15 protein-coding genes and 2 pseudogenes are annotated in these 16762 nt (G+C 62.6%); 10 read left to right on the top strand and 7 right to left on the bottom strand.

Translation table 11 applies throughout. The annotated features are described in order from the left end of the window. Nucleotides 1-2: 2 nt before the first annotated feature. Both IDM28_RS03340 and IDM28_RS03345 read left to right on the top strand, forming a co-directional pair. On the top strand, nucleotides 3-647 hold the full coding sequence (locus tag IDM28_RS03340; RefSeq protein ID WP_188035421.1) for an MBL fold metallo-hydrolase: 645 nt from the start codon (nucleotides 3-5) through the stop codon (nucleotides 645-647). Nucleotides 648-740: 93 nt separating this feature from the next. Beyond that, on the top strand, nucleotides 741-1424 hold the full coding sequence (locus tag IDM28_RS03345) for an OmpA family protein (RefSeq protein WP_178080745.1): 684 nt from the start codon (nucleotides 741-743) through the stop codon (nucleotides 1422-1424). Between the two features lie 135 nt (nucleotides 1425-1559). Here IDM28_RS03345 and pta read toward each other — a convergent pair whose 3' ends face one another. Continuing rightward, nucleotides 1560-3647, bottom strand: a complete 2088-nt coding sequence (pta, locus tag IDM28_RS03350) for a phosphate acetyltransferase (RefSeq protein WP_101316566.1) — start codon at nucleotides 3645-3647, stop codon at nucleotides 1560-1562. 50 nt (nucleotides 3648-3697) lie between these two features. Next, nucleotides 3698-3967 carry a DUF3565 domain-containing protein gene (locus IDM28_RS03355; protein WP_101316568.1) on the bottom strand — a complete coding sequence of 90 codons (270 nt, stop codon included), beginning with the start codon at nucleotides 3965-3967 and terminating at the stop codon, nucleotides 3698-3700. Between the two features lie 14 nt (nucleotides 3968-3981). On the opposite strand from IDM28_RS03355, the gene IDM28_RS03360 reads away from it, so the two are divergent. Next, nucleotides 3982-4467, top strand: a complete 486-nt coding sequence (locus IDM28_RS03360) for a peptidylprolyl isomerase (RefSeq protein WP_101316570.1) — start codon at nucleotides 3982-3984, stop codon at nucleotides 4465-4467. 145 nt (nucleotides 4468-4612) lie between these two features. Beyond that, nucleotides 4613-5095, top strand: a complete 483-nt coding sequence (locus IDM28_RS03365; RefSeq protein ID WP_101316572.1) for a glutathione peroxidase — start codon at nucleotides 4613-4615, stop codon at nucleotides 5093-5095. Here IDM28_RS03365 and IDM28_RS03370 read toward each other — a convergent pair. Next, on the bottom strand, nucleotides 5092-6324 hold the full coding sequence (locus IDM28_RS03370) for a glycosyltransferase family 4 protein (RefSeq protein WP_188035363.1): 1233 nt from the start codon (nucleotides 6322-6324) through the stop codon (nucleotides 5092-5094). The genes IDM28_RS03365 and IDM28_RS03370 overlap by 4 nt on opposite strands. 266 nt (nucleotides 6325-6590) lie before the next feature. On the opposite strand from IDM28_RS03370, the pseudogene IDM28_RS24130 reads away from it, so the two are divergent. Then, a pseudogene (locus IDM28_RS24130) lies at nucleotides 6591-7229 on the top strand (PAS domain-containing protein); the annotation flags it as partial. A gap of 183 nt (nucleotides 7230-7412) precedes the next feature. Beyond that, nucleotides 7413-7817, top strand: a pseudogene (locus tag IDM28_RS24135) (methyl-accepting chemotaxis protein); the annotation flags it as partial. Nucleotides 7818-7854: 37 nt separating this feature from the next. Here IDM28_RS24135 and cysZ read toward each other — a convergent pair. Beyond that, complete coding sequence (gene cysZ, locus IDM28_RS03380; RefSeq protein ID WP_150570072.1) at nucleotides 7855-8583, bottom strand: sulfate transporter CysZ; 729 nt, start codon at nucleotides 8581-8583, stop codon at nucleotides 7855-7857. Between the two features lie 325 nt (nucleotides 8584-8908). Here cysZ and trxB point away from each other — a divergent pair, with 325 nt between their 5' ends. After that, entirely contained in the window at nucleotides 8909-9871 is a 963-nt protein-coding gene (gene trxB, locus IDM28_RS03385) for a thioredoxin-disulfide reductase (RefSeq protein WP_101316581.1), read from the top strand. 68 nt (nucleotides 9872-9939) lie between these two features. Here the strand turns inward: trxB and nadC are convergent, their stop codons facing one another. After that, on the bottom strand, nucleotides 9940-10788 hold the full coding sequence (nadC, locus tag IDM28_RS03390; RefSeq protein WP_188035365.1) for a carboxylating nicotinate-nucleotide diphosphorylase: 849 nt from the start codon (nucleotides 10786-10788) through the stop codon (nucleotides 9940-9942). Between the two features lie 222 nt (nucleotides 10789-11010). Here nadC and IDM28_RS03395 point away from each other — a divergent pair, with 222 nt between their 5' ends. The 3 genes from IDM28_RS03395 to ampE all read left to right on the top strand — a co-directional run bounded on the left by IDM28_RS03395 (nucleotide 11011) and on the right by ampE (nucleotide 14751). Further along, nucleotides 11011-13179, top strand: a complete 2169-nt coding sequence (locus tag IDM28_RS03395) for a DUF1631 domain-containing protein (protein ID WP_188035366.1) — start codon at nucleotides 11011-11013, stop codon at nucleotides 13177-13179. Nucleotides 13180-13357: 178 nt separating this feature from the next. Continuing rightward, on the top strand, nucleotides 13358-13924 hold the full coding sequence (gene ampD / locus IDM28_RS03400; RefSeq protein ID WP_150570074.1) for a 1,6-anhydro-N-acetylmuramyl-L-alanine amidase AmpD: 567 nt from the start codon (nucleotides 13358-13360) through the stop codon (nucleotides 13922-13924). Further along, entirely contained in the window at nucleotides 13921-14751 is an 831-nt protein-coding gene (ampE, locus tag IDM28_RS03405; RefSeq protein ID WP_188035367.1) for a regulatory signaling modulator protein AmpE, read from the top strand. Before ampD ends, ampE begins: the two co-directional genes overlap by 4 nt. An 8-nt stretch (nucleotides 14752-14759) precedes the next feature. On the opposite strand, the gene IDM28_RS03410 is transcribed toward ampE, so the two are convergent. Next, nucleotides 14760-15536: a TatD family hydrolase gene (locus tag IDM28_RS03410; RefSeq protein ID WP_150570075.1), complete on the bottom strand. Its 777-nt coding sequence runs from the start codon at nucleotides 15534-15536 to the stop codon at nucleotides 14760-14762. 2 nt (nucleotides 15537-15538) lie between these two features. Continuing rightward, entirely contained in the window at nucleotides 15539-16534 is a 996-nt protein-coding gene (cra, locus tag IDM28_RS03415; RefSeq protein WP_101316594.1) for a catabolite repressor/activator, read from the bottom strand. Between the last annotated feature and the right edge of the window lie 228 nt (nucleotides 16535-16762).

Raw genomic sequence — 16762 nt, forward strand, 5'->3', positions numbered from 1 at the left:
CCATGACCAGCGCCGCCCCAAGCCTTATCCGCGAAACTTTCCCGGTCGGGCCGTTTCAGTGTAACTGCACCCTGATCGGTGATCCGCTGAGCAAGAAAGCCATCGTCGTCGACCCAGGCGGTGATCCAGAGAAGATCGTCGCCCGCTTGCAGGCCCACGGCCTGACGCTGGTCAGCATCATCCACACCCATGCCCACCTTGATCACTTTCTCGCCTCTGGCCGGCTCAAGGAGCTGACCGGCGCGACCTTGCACCTGCACAAGGACGACCAGCCGCTGTGGGACAACCTGGAGATGCAGTGCCAGATGTTCGGTGTGCCGTATACCCCCGCACCACCACCGGATCGCTGGCTCGCCGATGAAGAGGAGCTGGCCTGCGGCTGTGGCGTCGCCCTGCACACGCCTGGGCATAGCCCGGGCTCGATGAGCTTCTGGTTTGCCGATGCCAAGCTGCTGATTGCCGGCGACACCTTGTTCCGCCGCGGGATTGGCCGCACCGATTTGTGGGGTGGCGACCAGCGCACTATCGTTCGTTCGATCAAGGACCGTTTATACCGGCTGGATGAAGACGCGGTGGTGGTGGCCGGGCATGGCCCAGATACGCGCCTGGGCGATGAGATGCGCGAGAATCCTTTCGTACGCGCTTGAATATTCATGGAATTATTCAGCCCAGCAATGATCCAAACCCAGCATGGGTCAACGTACGATCACTGCACACTTGAATTTCTGTAGGAGCTTTCCATGATGCGTCGTCTGATTATCGTCGCTACTGCCGCTGCCCTGATGGCAGGTTGTGCTGGCCAGAACCCTTATGACAACCAAGGCCAGGGTTCTGGCGGCATGAGCAAGACTGCCAAGTACGGCGGCCTGGGTGCTCTGGCCGGTGCTGTAGCCGGCGCTGCGATCGACCACAACAACCGCGGCAAGGGCGCGCTGATCGGCGCGGCTGCGGTAGGTGCTGCCGCTGCCGGTTACGGTTACTACGCCGACAAGCAGGAAGCTGCGCTGCGCGAGAGCATGGCCAACACCGGCGTCGAAGTGCAGCGTGAAGGTGACCAGATCAAGCTGATCATGCCAGGCAACATCACCTTTGCCACCGACTCGGCGAACATCTCGCCAAGCTTCTACACCCCGCTGAACAACCTGGCGGGCTCGTTCAAGCAGTTCAACCAGAACACCATTGAAGTGGTCGGGTTCACCGACAGCACCGGTAGCCGCCAGCACAACATGGACCTGTCGCAACGTCGCGCGCAGGCGGTCAGCACTTATCTGACCTCGCAGGGCGTGGATGCTTCGCGGGTGTCGGTACGTGGCCTTGGCCCGGATCAGCCGATTGCGAGCAACGCCGATGCCAACGGGCGTGCGCAGAATCGCCGGGTTGAAGTCAACCTGAAGCCGATTCCTGGGCAGCAGTATCAGCAGTAATCTGCGTTTGCGTTGAGATTTTTGGGGCCGCGTTGCGGCCCTTTCGCGACACAAGGCCGCTCCTACAAGGACCGCGCGCTTATGTAGGAGCTGCCTTGTGTAGCGAAAGGGCTGCAAAGCAGCCCCAAGATCCACTCAAATATTCCTGCTGGCCTGAATCGCCGTCAGCGCAATGGTATGCACAATGTCATCCACCTGCGCCCCGCGCGGCAGGTCGTTCACAGGTTTACGCAAACCCTGCAGCATCGGCCCCAGGCTGACCCCGTCAGTACTGCGCTGCACCGCCTTGTGGGTGGTATTGCCAGTATTCAGGTCAGGGAACACGAACACCGTCGCGCGCCCAGCCACCGGGCTTTGCGGCGCGAGTTGGCGGGCGATCTCCGGGTTGGCGGCAGCGTCATACTGCAACGGCCCATCGATCACCAGACGTTGTTCGGCCTGCTGCGCCAGACGCGTTGCCTCACGCACCTTGTCGACTTCCTCATCACTGGCCGAATCACTCGAATAGCTGATCATCGCCACCCGCGGCGCAATGCCGAAGGCCTCGGCTGACTGCGCGCTCTGCTGGGCGATCTCGGCCAGCTCGGCGGCGCTCGGGTGCGGGTTCATCACGCAGTCGCCGTACACCAGCACCTGTTCCGGAAACAGCATGAAGAACACCGACGACACCAGGCTGCTGCCCGGCGCGGTCTTGATCAGTTGCAGGGCCGGGCGAATGGTGTTGGCGGTCGAATGCACCAGGCCAGAGACCAAACCGTCGACCTCATCCAGCGCCAGCATCATGGTACCGATCACCACCGGGTCTTCCAGCTGCTGTTCGGCCATCGGCGCATTGAGGTTCTTGCTCTTGCGCAGATTGACCATCGGCTCGACGTAACGCCCACGGATCAAATCAGGGTCGAGAATTTCCAGATCCGGCGGCAGGGTAATGCCCTGCGCGCGGGCGACCGCCTGGACTTCTTCGGGCTTGGCCAGCAGCACGCAGCGGGCAATCCCACGCGCCTGGCAAATCGCGGCCGCTTGTACCAGCAGCGGCTCGGCGCCCTCGGGCAGGACGATACGCTTGTTGGCCTGCTGGGCGCGCTGGATCAGCTGATAGCGGAACACCGCCGGCGACAGGCGCAGTTCACGCGGCGTGCCGCAGCGCTGGTGCAGCCAGGCGGCATCGAGTTGGCCGGCGACAAAGTCGGTGATGAATTCGGCGCGCTCGCGGTCGTCGACCGGGATCTCGCGGTTGAGCGAGTTGAGCCGGTTGGCGGTGTCGTAGGAGCCGGTGCTCACCGACAGGATCGGCAGGCCGGCCTGCAGTGCGCCTCGACACAGTTCGAGAATGCGTGGGTCAGGCTTGCTGTCGCTGGTCAGCAACAGGCCCGCCAGCGGCACGCCGTTGATTGCCGCCAGACTTACGGCAAGGATGATGTCGTCGCGATCGCCAGGGGTCACCACCAGCGTGCCGGGCTTGAGCAGCGGCACTGTGTTGGCCACGGTGCGGGCGCAGATGATGATGGTGTTCATCCGCCGTTGCTCGTAGTCACCGGCGTTCACTACCTGAGCGCCGAGCAGATCGGCCACATCGCGGGTGCGTGGCGCGTTCAGCTCGGGTTGATAGGGGATGCAGCCGAGCAGGCGGAAGTCATTGCCGCGCAGCAGCGGCGAATGCTCACGCAGGCGGCTGGCGAACTCGCTCATGCTCTCTTCGGTGCGGACCTTGTTGAGGATCACCCCAAGTACCTTTGGATCACGCGGGCCGCCGAACAACTGCGCTTGCAGCTCGACACGGCCAGACAGTTCGCTGAGCACTTCGTTTTCCGGCGCCGACACCAGAATCACCTCGGCATCCAGGCTTTTCGCCAGATGCAGGTTGACCCGCGCCGCGTAGCTGGCATGCCGGGTCGGCACCATGCCCTCGACCACCACCACGTCCTTGCCGACGCAGGCCTGTTGGTACAGGCGAATGATTTCTTCAAGCAGTTCGTCGAGCTGGCCGTCGCCGAGCATCCGCTCGACCTGGCCCAGGCTCAGCGGCGTCGGCGGCTTCAGGCCGTGGGTGCGCGCCATCAGCTCGGTCGAGCGCTCCGGGCCGGTGTCACCCGGATGGGGCTGGGCGATGGGCTTGAAGAAGCCGACCTTGAGGCCGCCGCGCTCGAGCGCGCGGACCAGGCCGAGGCTGATGGAGGTCAGGCCGACACCGAAGTCGGTCGGTGCGATGAAAAATGTCTGCATGCGTGCTTCTCGAAATAAGCGGTGCAAAGAACCAATCGCCAAGGGTATCGCTAATCGGCGCCTTGTGCGCACCATCCACACGCGAATGTCTGGCCGATGCGCTGTTCGCGCTCGGCGGCCTCGAGCACCCACGGGCGTGCTTGCCAGGGTGGTTGATGGCGCAGGTGCTGGGTATGCCCGCACGTCAGCTCGACCACCCAGTGGCCCTGATCATCCTGATGAAAACCGCTGACCCGACTGACGGGGCGGGCATCGCCTGCAGTGCGTTCGCAATCGGGCGATGCGTTGGTTACACTTGTCCGCTCTACATTCTTTTGCAAAAGGTCTCGCCCCCATGCCGATCGCCGCCAACAAGGCCGTCTCCATCGACTATACCCTGACCAACGACGCCGGGGAGGTGATTGACAGCTCCTCTGGCGGCGCGCCGCTGGTTTACCTGCACGGTTCCGGCAACATCATCCCAGGCCTGGAAAAAGCCCTGGAAGGTAAAGACGTCGGCGAAGAACTGAACGTTACCATCGAGCCGGAAGACGCCTACGGCGAATACCTGGCCGAGCTGGTCAGCACTCTCAACCGCAGCATGTTCGAAGGTGTCGACGTGCTCGAAGTCGGCATGCAGTTCCACGCTTCGGCGCCGGACGGCCAGATGCAGATCGTCACCATCCGTGACCTGGACGGCGACGACGTAACTGTCGACGGCAATCACCCACTGGCCGGTCAGCGCCTGACCTTCCAGGTCAAGGTCGTTGCGGTCCGTGATGCCAGCGAAGAAGAAGTTGCCCATGGCCACGTCCATGGCGAAGGCGGCCATCAGCACTGATATCTGCGCTAAGCTCAGACAGTCGCCAGGCGCTCGGGCAAGCCGTATTTGCCCTCCATCGGAGGGTTGACGGTTGGCCCGCGCGCCTTTTTAGTGGGCGCCGTTTGCTCCAGCGACAATCAAAACGCAGGAAAGGGGAGTCATCATGAGTGCATTTCACGAGCTGACGTTGCATGCGTTGGACGGCGAGGATCTGCCCCTTGCGCCGTTCAAGGGCCAGGTGGTGCTGGTGGTCAATGTGGCCTCCAAGTGTGGCCTGACCCCGCAGTACGCCTCGCTTGAATCGCTGCACCAGCTGTACAAGGCCAAGGGCTTCAGCGTGCTCGGCTTGCCGTGCAACCAGTTCGCCGGCCAAGAGCCGGGCAGCGAGCGTGAAATTCAGGAATTCTGCAGCCTCAACTACGGGGTGAGTTTTCCGCTGAGCAGCAAGCTTGAAGTCAATGGTCCTCAGCGCCACTCGCTGTATCGGCTGCTGGCGGGCGAGGGTGCCGAGTATCCGGGCGATATCAGCTGGAATTTCGAAAAGTTTCTGGTGGGCAAGGACGGCCGCGTGCTGGCTCGCTTCGCCCCGCGCACTGCACCGGATGACCCTGCACTGGTGCAGGCGATCGAAAAAGCCTTGGCTTAACGGCGCTGTTGCGAGCGGCCGGGGCTGGCTAACCGGCCCAGCGCGGGCAATGGTAGCGGCGCTCTGGCGCTGGTTGCGTCGCAGGCCTGCTGCCAGGCATCGCACAAATACCCTTCGAACTGCTCGACGATGGCTGGCCAACCTTGGCGGCTGGCATGCTGTCGCGCATTCAGGCGAACCCGGCGCAGGGTTTCGCTTTCCTCCAGTAACCAGCACGCTGCATCGATGAACCCGATCTGATCCCCTGGCATCGCCACGGCCCCGCTGTGCCCATGACGCACGTGCTGAGCCGCTGCGGCTTGGTCATAAGCGACCACGGCCAGGCCTGAGGCCATGGCCTCGAGGACGACGTTGCCAAACGTCTCGGTCAGGCTTGGGAACAGAAATACATCGCCGCTGGCGTAGTGCTCGGCAAGGTGTTGACCACGCTGCGCGCCGCAGAACACCGCGTCTGGCAGTTGCTGCTCGAGGCTGGCCCGCTGTGGGCCGTCGCCGACCATGATCAGGCGCAGGCGCTGTTGTGGATAACGCTGCTGGAGGGCTTGCAGGCACGGCTTGAGCAGGTTCAGGTTTTTTTCTGCAGCCAGCCGGCCGACATACATTATCGCCAGGTCTTGCTCGGCCAAGCCCCATGCTTCACGCAGCCTCTGGCTGCGGCGGGCGGGATTGAACAGGCAGGCATCGACTCCGCGTGCGAGCAAGGCCAGTTGGGTAAAACCGCGTCGTTCGAGATCCACCCGCTGGCTGACGCTTGGTACCAGCGTTACCGCGCTGCGCCGGTGGAACCAGCGCAGGTAGTGGGTCAGCAGCCGGGCCAGCAGGCCAAGCCCGTACTGGCCTGCATACTGCGGGAAATTGGTGTGAAAGCCGCTGACCACGGCAATCTTCAAACGGCGTGCGGCGCGCAGCGCACTCAGCCCCAATGGGCCCTCGGTGGCGATATAGATCACATCTGGCCGCTGCCTGCGCCAGCGCCGCAGCAACTTGTGCAGGGAAATACCGCCCCATTGCAGGTCGGGGTAACCCGGCAGCGGCCAGCCTTTGCACAGCAGCAGGTCAGCATCGTCAAGGCGCAGTGGATCGTGGGCCTGGCGCGGGCGCACCAGCTCAACGCTGTGGCCGCGCTCGCGCAGACCATCACTGAACCGGCCGAGGGTATTGGCCACGCCATTGACTTCAGGGGCAAATGTCTCACTGACAAAGGTGATGCGCAGGCTTGGAGTGTTCATGACAGAAGTTTCCACCTGCCCGATTGCGTTCCCATGACCACTTTATGACCGGCAAGTGACGCCTGGTTGCGCAATGCCTAGTGCGCTGAATATTTCCCCGCAGGCCGCTCAAGAACGCTCATATATCTGCCGATGCAGATGGATTCGGATGGCCGGTGCGCTCCAGGAGTGCGGTAATGTTCAACAGCAAGCTCAAGAAAGAAAATCAGCAACTGCGCGAGGACTTGATGTCCATGGAGCAGGTCAAGGACAGCCTCGACAGCGAAATGCTGGTGCTGCAGCTCGATCCGCAGGGGCGCATCGAAACGGTCAATGCCAACTTTGAGCGTGAAATGTTCTATCGCGCTGACCAGTTGCTCGGCCGCAGCCTTGAAGAGATCGTTCCGGCGCACGTCAAGAAACTCGATTTCTATGAGCGCATGAAAGCCGCCATCAGCACCGGCGCCCACCTCAATGGCGCTTTCCGCCTACTGCGTGGCAATGGCGAAGAGGCGTGGCTGCGCTCGATACTGCAGCCGGTGCGCGATTTCGAGGGCCGCATCAAGTACTTCACGCTGCACTCCAGCGACCTGACCCGGACCATTGCCAGTTCGCGTGAGCACGAGAGCCTGATCAATGCACTGATGCGCTCAACGGCTGTCATCGAATTCAGCCTCGATGGCCATGTACTGACCGCCAACGAGCGCTTCCTGCAGACCATGGGCTATCGCCTGGAGCAGGTCAAAGGCAAGCATCACCGCCTGTTCTGCGAGTCTGAAGAAGCCAACTCAGCCGGTTACCAGGTGTTCTGGGACAAGCTGCGCCGTGGCGAGTTTGTCGCTGACCGGTTCAAGCGGGTAGATGCCAATGGCCGCGTGGTGTGGCTCGAAGCGTCCTACAACCCAATCATCGACGCCCACGACGTGCTTTACAAAGTGGTCAAGTTCGCCACAGTGATTACCGACCAGGTCAACCAGGAGCAGGCTGTCGCCCAGGCAGCCGATATCGCCTACAGCACCTCGCTTGGTACCGATGCCAGCGCCTGCAAGGCCAATGATGTGGTGACTCAGACCGTCAGCGTGATGCGCGGCCTGGAAGCCTCGATGCAGCAGGCTGCCGAAGGTATTCAGGCGCTGGATACCCAGTCACGGGTGATTGGCTCGATTATCAAGACCATCAGCGATATTGCCGGGCAGACCAACCTGCTGGCGCTCAACGCCGCCATCGAAGCGGCCCGCGCCGGTGAGCAGGGCAGGGGCTTTGCCGTGGTCGCCGATGAAGTACGCCAGTTGGCTTCGCGCACCAGCACCGCCACCGAAGAGATCGCCCGGGTCGTGCAGCAGAACGAGCAGTTGGCGTTGGCCGCGGTGGCTATCATCGACACCAGCAAGCGCCAGGCCGAGCAGGGCCTGAGCCTGGCCGGCGAGACTGGCGCGGTGATCACCGAGATTCAGGATGGCGCCAAGCGCGTGGTCGAAGTGGTGGGGCAGTTTTCCAGCCAGTTGGGTTCTTGAGCCTTGCTCTGGGACCGTGCACCGGCCCCAGAGCCGATCAGCTGCGCTCGCGCACCCAGAACAACGTAGCCCCCGCCACCGCTGCCGGCATCATCACGATGTTGACGAATGGGATCATCAGCGCCAGGTAGGTGATGCCGCCAAAGCCCATGCTCTGCCAGCGCTTCTGGCGCAGCCAGGCGAGCATGTCCTGCCAGCTCATCTTGTTGTTGTCGGCCGGATAGTCGATGTACTGGATGGCCATCATCCACACGCCGAAAATCAGCCACAGTGGTGCGGCAATGACGTTCACCACCGGAATGAACGAGAGAATGAACAACGCCAGTGCGCGCGGCAAGAAGTAGCCCAGCTTGCGCATTTCGCGGCTCAAGGTGCGCGGCACCATGGCGATCAGCTCGCCCCAGCTGAACGGCGGGAAGGTGTCCTGGCCGCGCACCACCACTTCGACCTTTTCTGCCAGAAAGCCGTTGAACGGCGCCGCGACAATGTTGGCTACAAGAGTGAAGGTGAAGAACACCATCAGCACTACCAGCGCCACGAACAGCGGCCAGATGATGTAGGTGAGAAAGCTCAGCCACTCCGGCAGAGTCGGCATCAGCGTGTCGACCCACAGGCTGAACTGATGCGCGGCCAGGTACACCAGACCACCGAACAGCAGCAGATTGATCGCCAGCGGCAGCAGCACGAACAGGCGCAGGCCGGGGGTAAGGATCAGCTTGAGGCCTTCACGCAGGTAGTGCGGGCCGGATAGAACAGGGGCTTGCATGGAGACGCTCCGCAGAAGGTAAACGCGCTGACCTTACCGAGTTTGCTGGCATGACGGAAGCCGGCTGAGCAGCGCGCAACCGGCTGTAACAAAACCTCGCGGGACCTCTCTATCGATTTTGCTGGTGGATAGAGCGTGTCTATAAGGTGGATTGTCTGAGGATATTTCCTTAATCTCTGCGACCTCGCTACAGTGCGCTCAACTTTAAAGGTTTCGGACTTGCGCGTTATAGCCTTCCCCAAGTGCTGCGTGGGTCCATTTTATTTCCAGCCGCCGCCGGCGCTTTGCAGCCGAACCCGTGCGGCCCGCTCGACAGGAGTTCGACATGTCTGAAGTACGTCATTCGCGGGTGATCATTCTCGGTTCCGGCCCTGCCGGCTACAGCGCTGCGGTCTACGCTGCGCGTGCCAACCTCAAGCCGCTGTTGATTACCGGCATGCAGGCCGGTGGCCAGCTGACCACCACCACCGAAGTCGACAACTGGCCGGGCGACCCCCATGGCCTGACCGGCCCAGCGCTGATGCAGCGTATGCAAGAGCACGCCGAGCGCTTCGAGACCGAGATCGTCTTCGACCACATCAACGCGGTTGACCTGGCCAACAAGCCGTTCACCCTGCAGGGCGACAGCGGCACCTACACCTGCGACGCGCTGATTGTCGCCACCGGTGCCAGTGCGCGTTACCTGGGCCTGCCGTCGGAAGAAGCGTTCATGGGCAAGGGCGTGTCTGCCTGCGCAACCTGCGACGGCTTCTTCTACCGCAACAAGCCGGTAGCGGTCGTCGGCGGCGGCAACACTGCCGTTGAAGAGGCGCTGTACCTGGCCAACATCGCCAGCAAGGTGACCCTGGTGCATCGCCGCGAAACCTTCCGCGCCGAGAAGATTCTGGTCGACAAGCTCAACGCGCGGGTTGCCGAAGGCAAGATCGAGCTCAAGCTCAACGCCACCCTCGACGAAGTGCTGGGCGACAACATGGGCGTGACCGGTGCGCGCCTGAAAAACAACGACGGCAGCAGCGACGAGATCACCGTTGACGGCGTGTTCATCGCGATCGGTCACACCCCGAACACATCGCTGTTCGAAGGCCAGCTGACCTTGAAGGACGGCTACCTGGTAGTCAGCGGCAGCCGTGAAGGCAACGCCACTGCAACCAACGTCGAAGGTGTATTCGCCGCCGGCGACGTGGCCGACCACGTTTACCGTCAGGCGATCACCTCGGCGGGTGCTGGCTGCATGGCTGCACTGGACGTCGAGCGGTACCTGGACGGCCTGGCCAACGCTTCGTTCTAAGCCGCCAGCATCAAAACGCGGGGCAATGGGCACGGTTCGCAACCGGCGCCCATTGCCCCGCGTTGCGTTTACAGGCTCAAGCGCATCGACAGGTCGACCGCTTTGACGTCCTTGGTCATTGCGCCGATCGAGATGTAGTCGACCCCGGTCTCGGCGATCACCCGCAGGGTGCTTTCATTGACACCGCCGCTGGCCTCGAGCTTGGCCTTGCCGGCATTGATCCGCACCGCTTCGCGCATTTCATCCAAACTCAGCTCGTCAAGCATGACGATATCGGCCCCGGCCGCCAGCGCCTGGCGCAGTTCATCCAGACTCTCCACTTCGACCTCGACCGGCTTGCCCGGCGCGATGCGGTGCGCTGCAGCTACTGCTTCGGCAACGCCACCGCTGGCGGCGATGTGGTTTTCCTTGATCAGAAACGCGTCATACAGGCCGATGCGGTGGTTGTGGCATCCGCCACAGGTCACCGCGTACTTCTGCGCCAGGCGCAGGCCGGGTAGGGTCTTGCGGGTATCGAGCAAGCGCACCTGGGTGCCTTCGACCAGGTCCGCGAGGAACCGCGCCCGGGTGGCCACGCCTGACAGCAGCTGGAGGAAGTTAAGCGCTGAACGTTCGCCGGTCAGCAGCGAGCGGGCTGGGCCTTCGAGGTGAAACAGCGGCTGGTTGGCCTTGGCCAGGTCGCCATCGACCACTTGCCAGTGCACCGCGACCCGCGGATCGAGCTGGCGAAACACCGCATCGACCCAGGCACTGCCGGCCACCACGCAGTCTTCGCGGGTGATGATGGTGGCCTTGGCCAGGCGCTCGGCCGGGATCAGTTGTGCGGTGATATCGCCATTGCCGACGTCCTCGAGCAACGCGCGGCGCACGTTGGCTTCGATTTCGGCAGTCAGGTCGGCGAGGCGTAGGTTCGGCATGGTCGGCTCCACAAGCTAGATGCCGGCGATTATAGGGCAGGGGGGCGGTGTGTACAGTCATGCCGCTGATGACCTTTGGTCAGAACAGGGGAGCATTTCGTCTGATTAGTGGTCTTTTCACCGGGACATGCACTACGTGCTGGCAGCTGTAAGACTTTTTGTCGATAATAGCGTCCAGTATTTGGCGTCATGGCTTTGACGATTTCCTGCAAGGAGTTAGGGATGCATACAGAAGGCAAGGTGGTGCCCTTGGTGGCGGCCGCCGACAGAGGTGCGCGCGTGCCCTCGCTGAGCCTTCCGATCGTGCTCCTGCAGGTACGGGACAAGGCTGTCCTGCAATTGCGCCAAGGCCTGCAGGCGTTGTTCGACAATGCTGACGACAGGCTGTTCGAGATGGCCGACCGGGCCGGTGAGCGGGTCGATCAGAACCTCTACTTCGAAGCGATGCGCGACCTGCGGCTGAAGCGCAAGAGTATCGAGCGGGAGTTTCTCGATGCGTTCTATGACGCCTTCGCCCGTATCGGCCAGGCCGAGCGCGTACCTTATCTGGCGATTACCGAATCGCTGCGCAACGCTTCTCAACCGGAGCGGGCGGTGGCCATCGAGGGCATGCTGGCACGGGTGTTGTCGCGTGATGGCTTTGCCCTTGATCAGCTGGGCTTGCGCTTCCAGGCGCTGCTGGAAATGCCCCTTGAACTGCGCCGCAATCCATTGGGCCCGGAGTGCCTGTGCGGGTTCTTTCTGGATGCCGGGCGCAGCCTGGGGGTTGGCCCGCAGGTCAAGCTGATCCTGCTCAAGCTGTTCGAACGCTATGTGCTGCGTGATCTTGATCTGCTGTACGGCGAAGCCAATCAACTGCTCGCTGCAGCCGGCATCCTGCCCGAACTGATGCCCGCGCCGCGGCGCCGCGCCGAAGACCGGCCGCTGACCCACCTGCACAGCGCTGACTGTCACGCCCAGGCCGATCCGGCCGACGGCGACATTACTGGCCAGGACTTCTTCGCCAGCCTGCAACCGCTGCTGGCGCCTGCTCGCGGGCGTTTCGCGCCGCGTCTGCAGAGCGTGGCAACTGCCGAGCCAATCAATACCGCCGATCTGCTGCGGCTGCTGTCGCATTTGCAGCACTACGTGCCCGGCGTGGCTGATGCCGACGACTTCAACCTGAGCCAGCAGCTGGAACAGTTGCTGCTGCGGGTCGGCGTACGCAGCGGCAGCCGCCGGCGGATCGGCAACTACGACGAAGATGTGATCAACCTGGTCGGCTTGCTCTTCGACTTTATCCAGACTGACGACAACCTGCCGAGCAACCTGCGCGAACTGCTCGCGCGTCTGCATATTCCGCTGCTGAAAGTGGCCATGCTCGACAGGGGCCTGTTCAGCCGCGCCAATCACCCGGCGCGGCGCTTGCTCGACGAGATTGCCGCCGCGGCGCTGGGCTGGGAGGCTGACGAACAGGTCTCGCGTGGCGGGCCGCAGCAGCGAGTCGAGCGCATCGTCCAGCGTTTGCTCAACGATTACGCTGAAGATCCGCAGTTGTTCGCCGAGCTGCTCGAGGATTTTCTCGCCTTCAATCAGGATGAGCGCCGTCGCAACGAACTGCTCGAGCAGCGCACCCGCGATGCCGAAGAGGGTCGGGCGCGCACCGTGCAGGCGCGACGGCGCGTGCAGCAGGAACTGAACCTGCGCCTGCACGGGCGGGTGCTGCCGCAGACGCTGGTGCAGATGCTGGTGCAGTCCTGGAGCCAGGTGCTGTTGCTGGCATGGCTCAAGCATGGCGAAGCCTCACCGGCCTGGCGCCAGGGCCTTGCGACCATGGACAGCTTGCTTGCCAGCATCAGTGCGCATCGCAGTGCCGAGGCCTGTGCGCAGTTGCTCGAACAGGTGCCGGGGCTGCTCAAGGCGTTGCGTGATGGGTTGGCCAGTGTCGCCCAGGACTCGACCGCGGCTCGGGAGTTCTTCGCCGAGCTTGAGCAGTTGCACCTGCGGGCGTGTGGTGGTGTGAGCCAACTTGATCAAGGGGCGCTGATCAGTGAGGTGTTGGTGGCTGATGAGATTGTTCTCGCCGTCGCTGACGAGACTACCTGTGATGCGCCTTTTGACGACAGCAGCGAATATGCTCGGCAAGTTCGCCAGTTGCGTGTTGGTAGCTGGTTGCAAGTGCTTGAAGAAGCCGGCCCGCTGCGCTGCAAGCTGGTGGTCAGGATCGATAGCTGCGATCGGTTGGTGTTTACCAGTCGGACCGGGATCAAGGTGCGTGAATGGAGTCGCGGTGGGTTGGCGTTGGCGCTGGCCAATGGGGATGTGCGGGTGCTTGATGATGGGCCTCTGTTTGAACGTGCGCTTGATGCGGCGTTGCAGCAGTTGCGTGGGTCGCTTACGCACAGTCATTGAGCAAGGCCGCACAGCGGCCCTGGCTATCTTGAGTGCCGGTTTCATGGCTGGCTCATTCATCGGATTAAAGCCCCCCGGATGCGCAAGACGAAACAAATTGGCTAGATAACCGAATCACCCTGCCGGACCACTAGGGCATACTGAACGCCCCTGGTTGATGATATTCAGGATCTGCCCGATGCAACTGGACCCCGCGACCGGCTGGTTTGCCGGCGTCACTCACTGCCCTTCGCCAAACTTCAACGAACGCCCTGCGGGCGAGGCTATCTCGTTGCTGGTGATCCACAACATCAGCCTGCCTCCGGCATGCTTCGGCACCGGCAAGGTGCAGCAGTTCTTCCAGAACCAGCTCGACCCGACCGAGCATCCTTATTTTCAAGACATCTGCCATCTGACCGTCTCCGCTCACCTGTTCGTCGAGCGTGACGGTGGCGTTACCCAGTTCGTCTCTTTGCTTGACCGTGCCTGGCATGCTGGCGTGTCGCGCTTCGATGGGCGGGAAGGCTGCAATGACTTTTCCATCGGCATTGAACTGGAAGGCACCGACGAAATGCCTTACAGCGATGCTCAGTACGCGACCCTGGCGCGCCTTACGCAACAGATATGTGCGGCCTGGCCGGCGATCGATGTGCAGCGCATTCGCGGCCATGACGAGATCGCGCCGGGGCGCAAGACCGACCCCGGCGCCGCCTTTGACTGGCCACGTTATCGCGCCGACTTGCTGAACAATGAGGGACAACCATGAGTTTTCTGGTGTTGGTGCTGGTGCTGTGGGTCGAGAAGTTTTCGGCGCTGCGTCAGCGGTTGCAACGTGACGGCTTTTTTCTAGGCGAGCTGGCCCGGCTTGAGCGCAGTGGCAAACAACAGCCCTGGTGGCAGTTGGCGGTTCTGGTACTGGCGCCGGTCGCGCTGCTTGTTTTGCTGCTGCATGTGCTCGAGCCGGTGGCGTACGGCCTGCTGGCATTGCCGGTGCACTTGCTGGTGTTGATCTACAGTCTAGGCCGCGGTGATGCCAAGGCGGCGTTGGGGCCATTGCGCGATGCCTGGCACCGGGGGGATAAGCAGGCGGCGCTGCATGTCGCTGATCGTGACCTGGGCATGCAGGCCGATGATGCGCCGAGTTTGCTGGTGAAGGTGCAGGGGTATCTGTTGTGGCACGCCTACCAGAGTTTCTTTGCGGTGATCTTCTGGTACTTCCTGCTCGGGCCTGGCGCGGCATTGGCCTATCGGCTGCTGGTGCTGTGCAGCGAGTACAGCGGACAGCCCGCGCTTAAAGCCAGGGCCGAGCAGCTGCGGCATGTCATGGATTGGCTGCCAGTGCGGGTGCTGACCCTGAGCTTTGCCCTGGTCGGCAACTTTGTCGCGGTGATGCGGGTAATGCTGCACGAGTTGCTCAATTGGCGTATCAGCGCTGCGCTGCTGGTAACCCGGGTTGGGCGTGCCGCTGACGACATCCCCGAACAGGAAGACAGCCAGTTGGGCCTGGCCCGTCTGGACAGCTTGTGGGAGTTGCTGTTGCGCTCGGCAGTGCTGTGGTATGCGGCCTTTGCTCTGTGGACGGTGTTGCTGTAGAGGAGGCGCTACCAGCCAAACAGCTCGCAGGCTGTGCGGCTGGACGCGGCCGCCAGCTGCTCCGGGGCGACGCCCATCAACTCGGCCAGCACCTGAGCGATCTGCGGTAAGTGCTCGGGGCTGTTACGCAGGCCTGGGTACATTGCCGGCGCCATGTCCGGCGCGTCGGTCTCCAGTACCACGCTTTCCAGCGGTAAGCGTGCCACGGTCTTGCGCAGGCGTAGCGCTTGCGGCCAGGTCGCCGCGCCGCCCAAGCCCAGCTTGAAGCCGAGCTTGATGTATTCGCGGGCCTCTTCGAAGCTGCCGGCAAAGGCGTGGATGATGCCAGCCCGTTGCAAGCGATAACGCTTGAGCGTGGCGATCACCTGGGCATGGCTGCGGCGTACGTGCAGCAGCGCCGGTAGGTCGAAGTCGCAGGCGATCTGCAATTGCGCTTCAAACAAAGCCTGTTGTTCGGCAGGGTCGAGCTCCGGCAGGTAGTAGTCCAGGCCGATCTCGCCCACCGCACATAGGCGCGGGTCGCCGCGCAGGCGCTCGAACCAGTTGCGCAGTTCCAGCAGATGTTCAGGCCGATGCTGGGCCAGAAACACCGGATGCAGACCTAGCGCGGCATACACACGCGGGTCGCTGCAAGCCAGTTGCCAGACCCGCTGCAGGTTATCTGCCGTCACTCCCAGTACCACCACCCGTTCCACGCCGCTCGCTGCGGCATTACCCAAAACATGCTCGCGGTCGGCGTCGAACTCTGGGAAGTCCAGATGGCTGTGGGTATCGATCAGGCGCATGGTCAGGTCGGCTGAATACGTTGCTTGAAGGTTCGCGGTACCGCGTGCACACCCGGCTGGTAGCGCTTCTGTTCGATGGCCGCCAGGGCCAGCTCCAGCGCGGCGGCGGCGATCAGCCCGTGCTGCTGGGCCATGGCATTGACTGGCAGCGGCAGGAAATCGAGCAATTGGTTGTCACCGAAGGTGCCCAACTGCAGCTGGCGTGATTCGGCCGGGCGGGCCTGGAGGGCGTCGAACACCCCTTGCAGCAGTACATAGGAGGTGGTCACCAGCGCATCCGGCAAGCCGCCATGCTCTGCAATCAATTGCTCCATCAAGCGCTGGCCGCACTCGCGGCTGAACGCTTCGCCCTGGTAGCGGCGGATCTCCCCGGTAAACTGCTGCAGGGCTTGATCGAAGCCGCCGGCCCGGGCCTGGCTGACCGACAGTTCTGGGCGTGCACCGATCAGGGCAATGCTGCGCGGGGCGGTTGCCAGCAGGCTGCGGGCGAGTTGCTGGCTGGCATCGCGATCGTCGCTGATGACCGAGCAGAAGTGCGTAGGGTCAAGGCCACGGTCGATGGCAATTACCGGCAGGCCTTTGTCTTGCAGGGCGCGGTAGCTATCGTCCTCACCTGGCAAGCAACTGGCGACGAACAGCGCATCGCAGCGCCGGGCCCGGAACAGCTGCTGCAGTTGCCGCTCGATGTCCGGCTGGTCGTCGCTGCTGGCGATCAGCAGTTGGTAGCCACGCGCGCGGGCCGCCTGTTCGAGTTGCTTGGCAATGCGTGCATAGCTGGGGTTCTCCAGATCCGGGAGAATGAAGCCCAACGTGCGCGTGTGCCGGCTGCGCAGACCCGCCGCCTGGGGGTTTGGCGTGAAACCATGGGCGTCGACAACCGCCTGGACACGCTCGACGGTGGCGCTGCTGATACGCTGCTGTTCGGCCTTGCCGTTGATGACATAGCTGGCGGTGGTGACTGAAACACCTGCCAGACGGGCGATATCACTGAGTTTCACCGAATTTTCCTTGTTATTTCCGGGACTGGCTGTGGCACCTGATTGGGTAGTTTGACCCAGCCTCAAGCCTGCGCGCAGGCGACCATTGTCGCAATTGTCCGACGGGATGGGGCTTTTTCGTCGCAAGATTATCGAGTAACGTGGCCGCCTGGTCAGATTAAACGTTTCAGCCGACAATTATCAGCGGGCACTGCCGCCTGCGTCGGCTGTTGAGCTGGTTGTTTTGCT

The sequence above is a fragment of the Pseudomonas sp. EZ-C24 genome (assembly GCF_014525325.1).
Taxonomy (GTDB): domain Bacteria; phylum Pseudomonadota; class Gammaproteobacteria; order Pseudomonadales; family Pseudomonadaceae; genus Aquipseudomonas; species Aquipseudomonas shirazensis.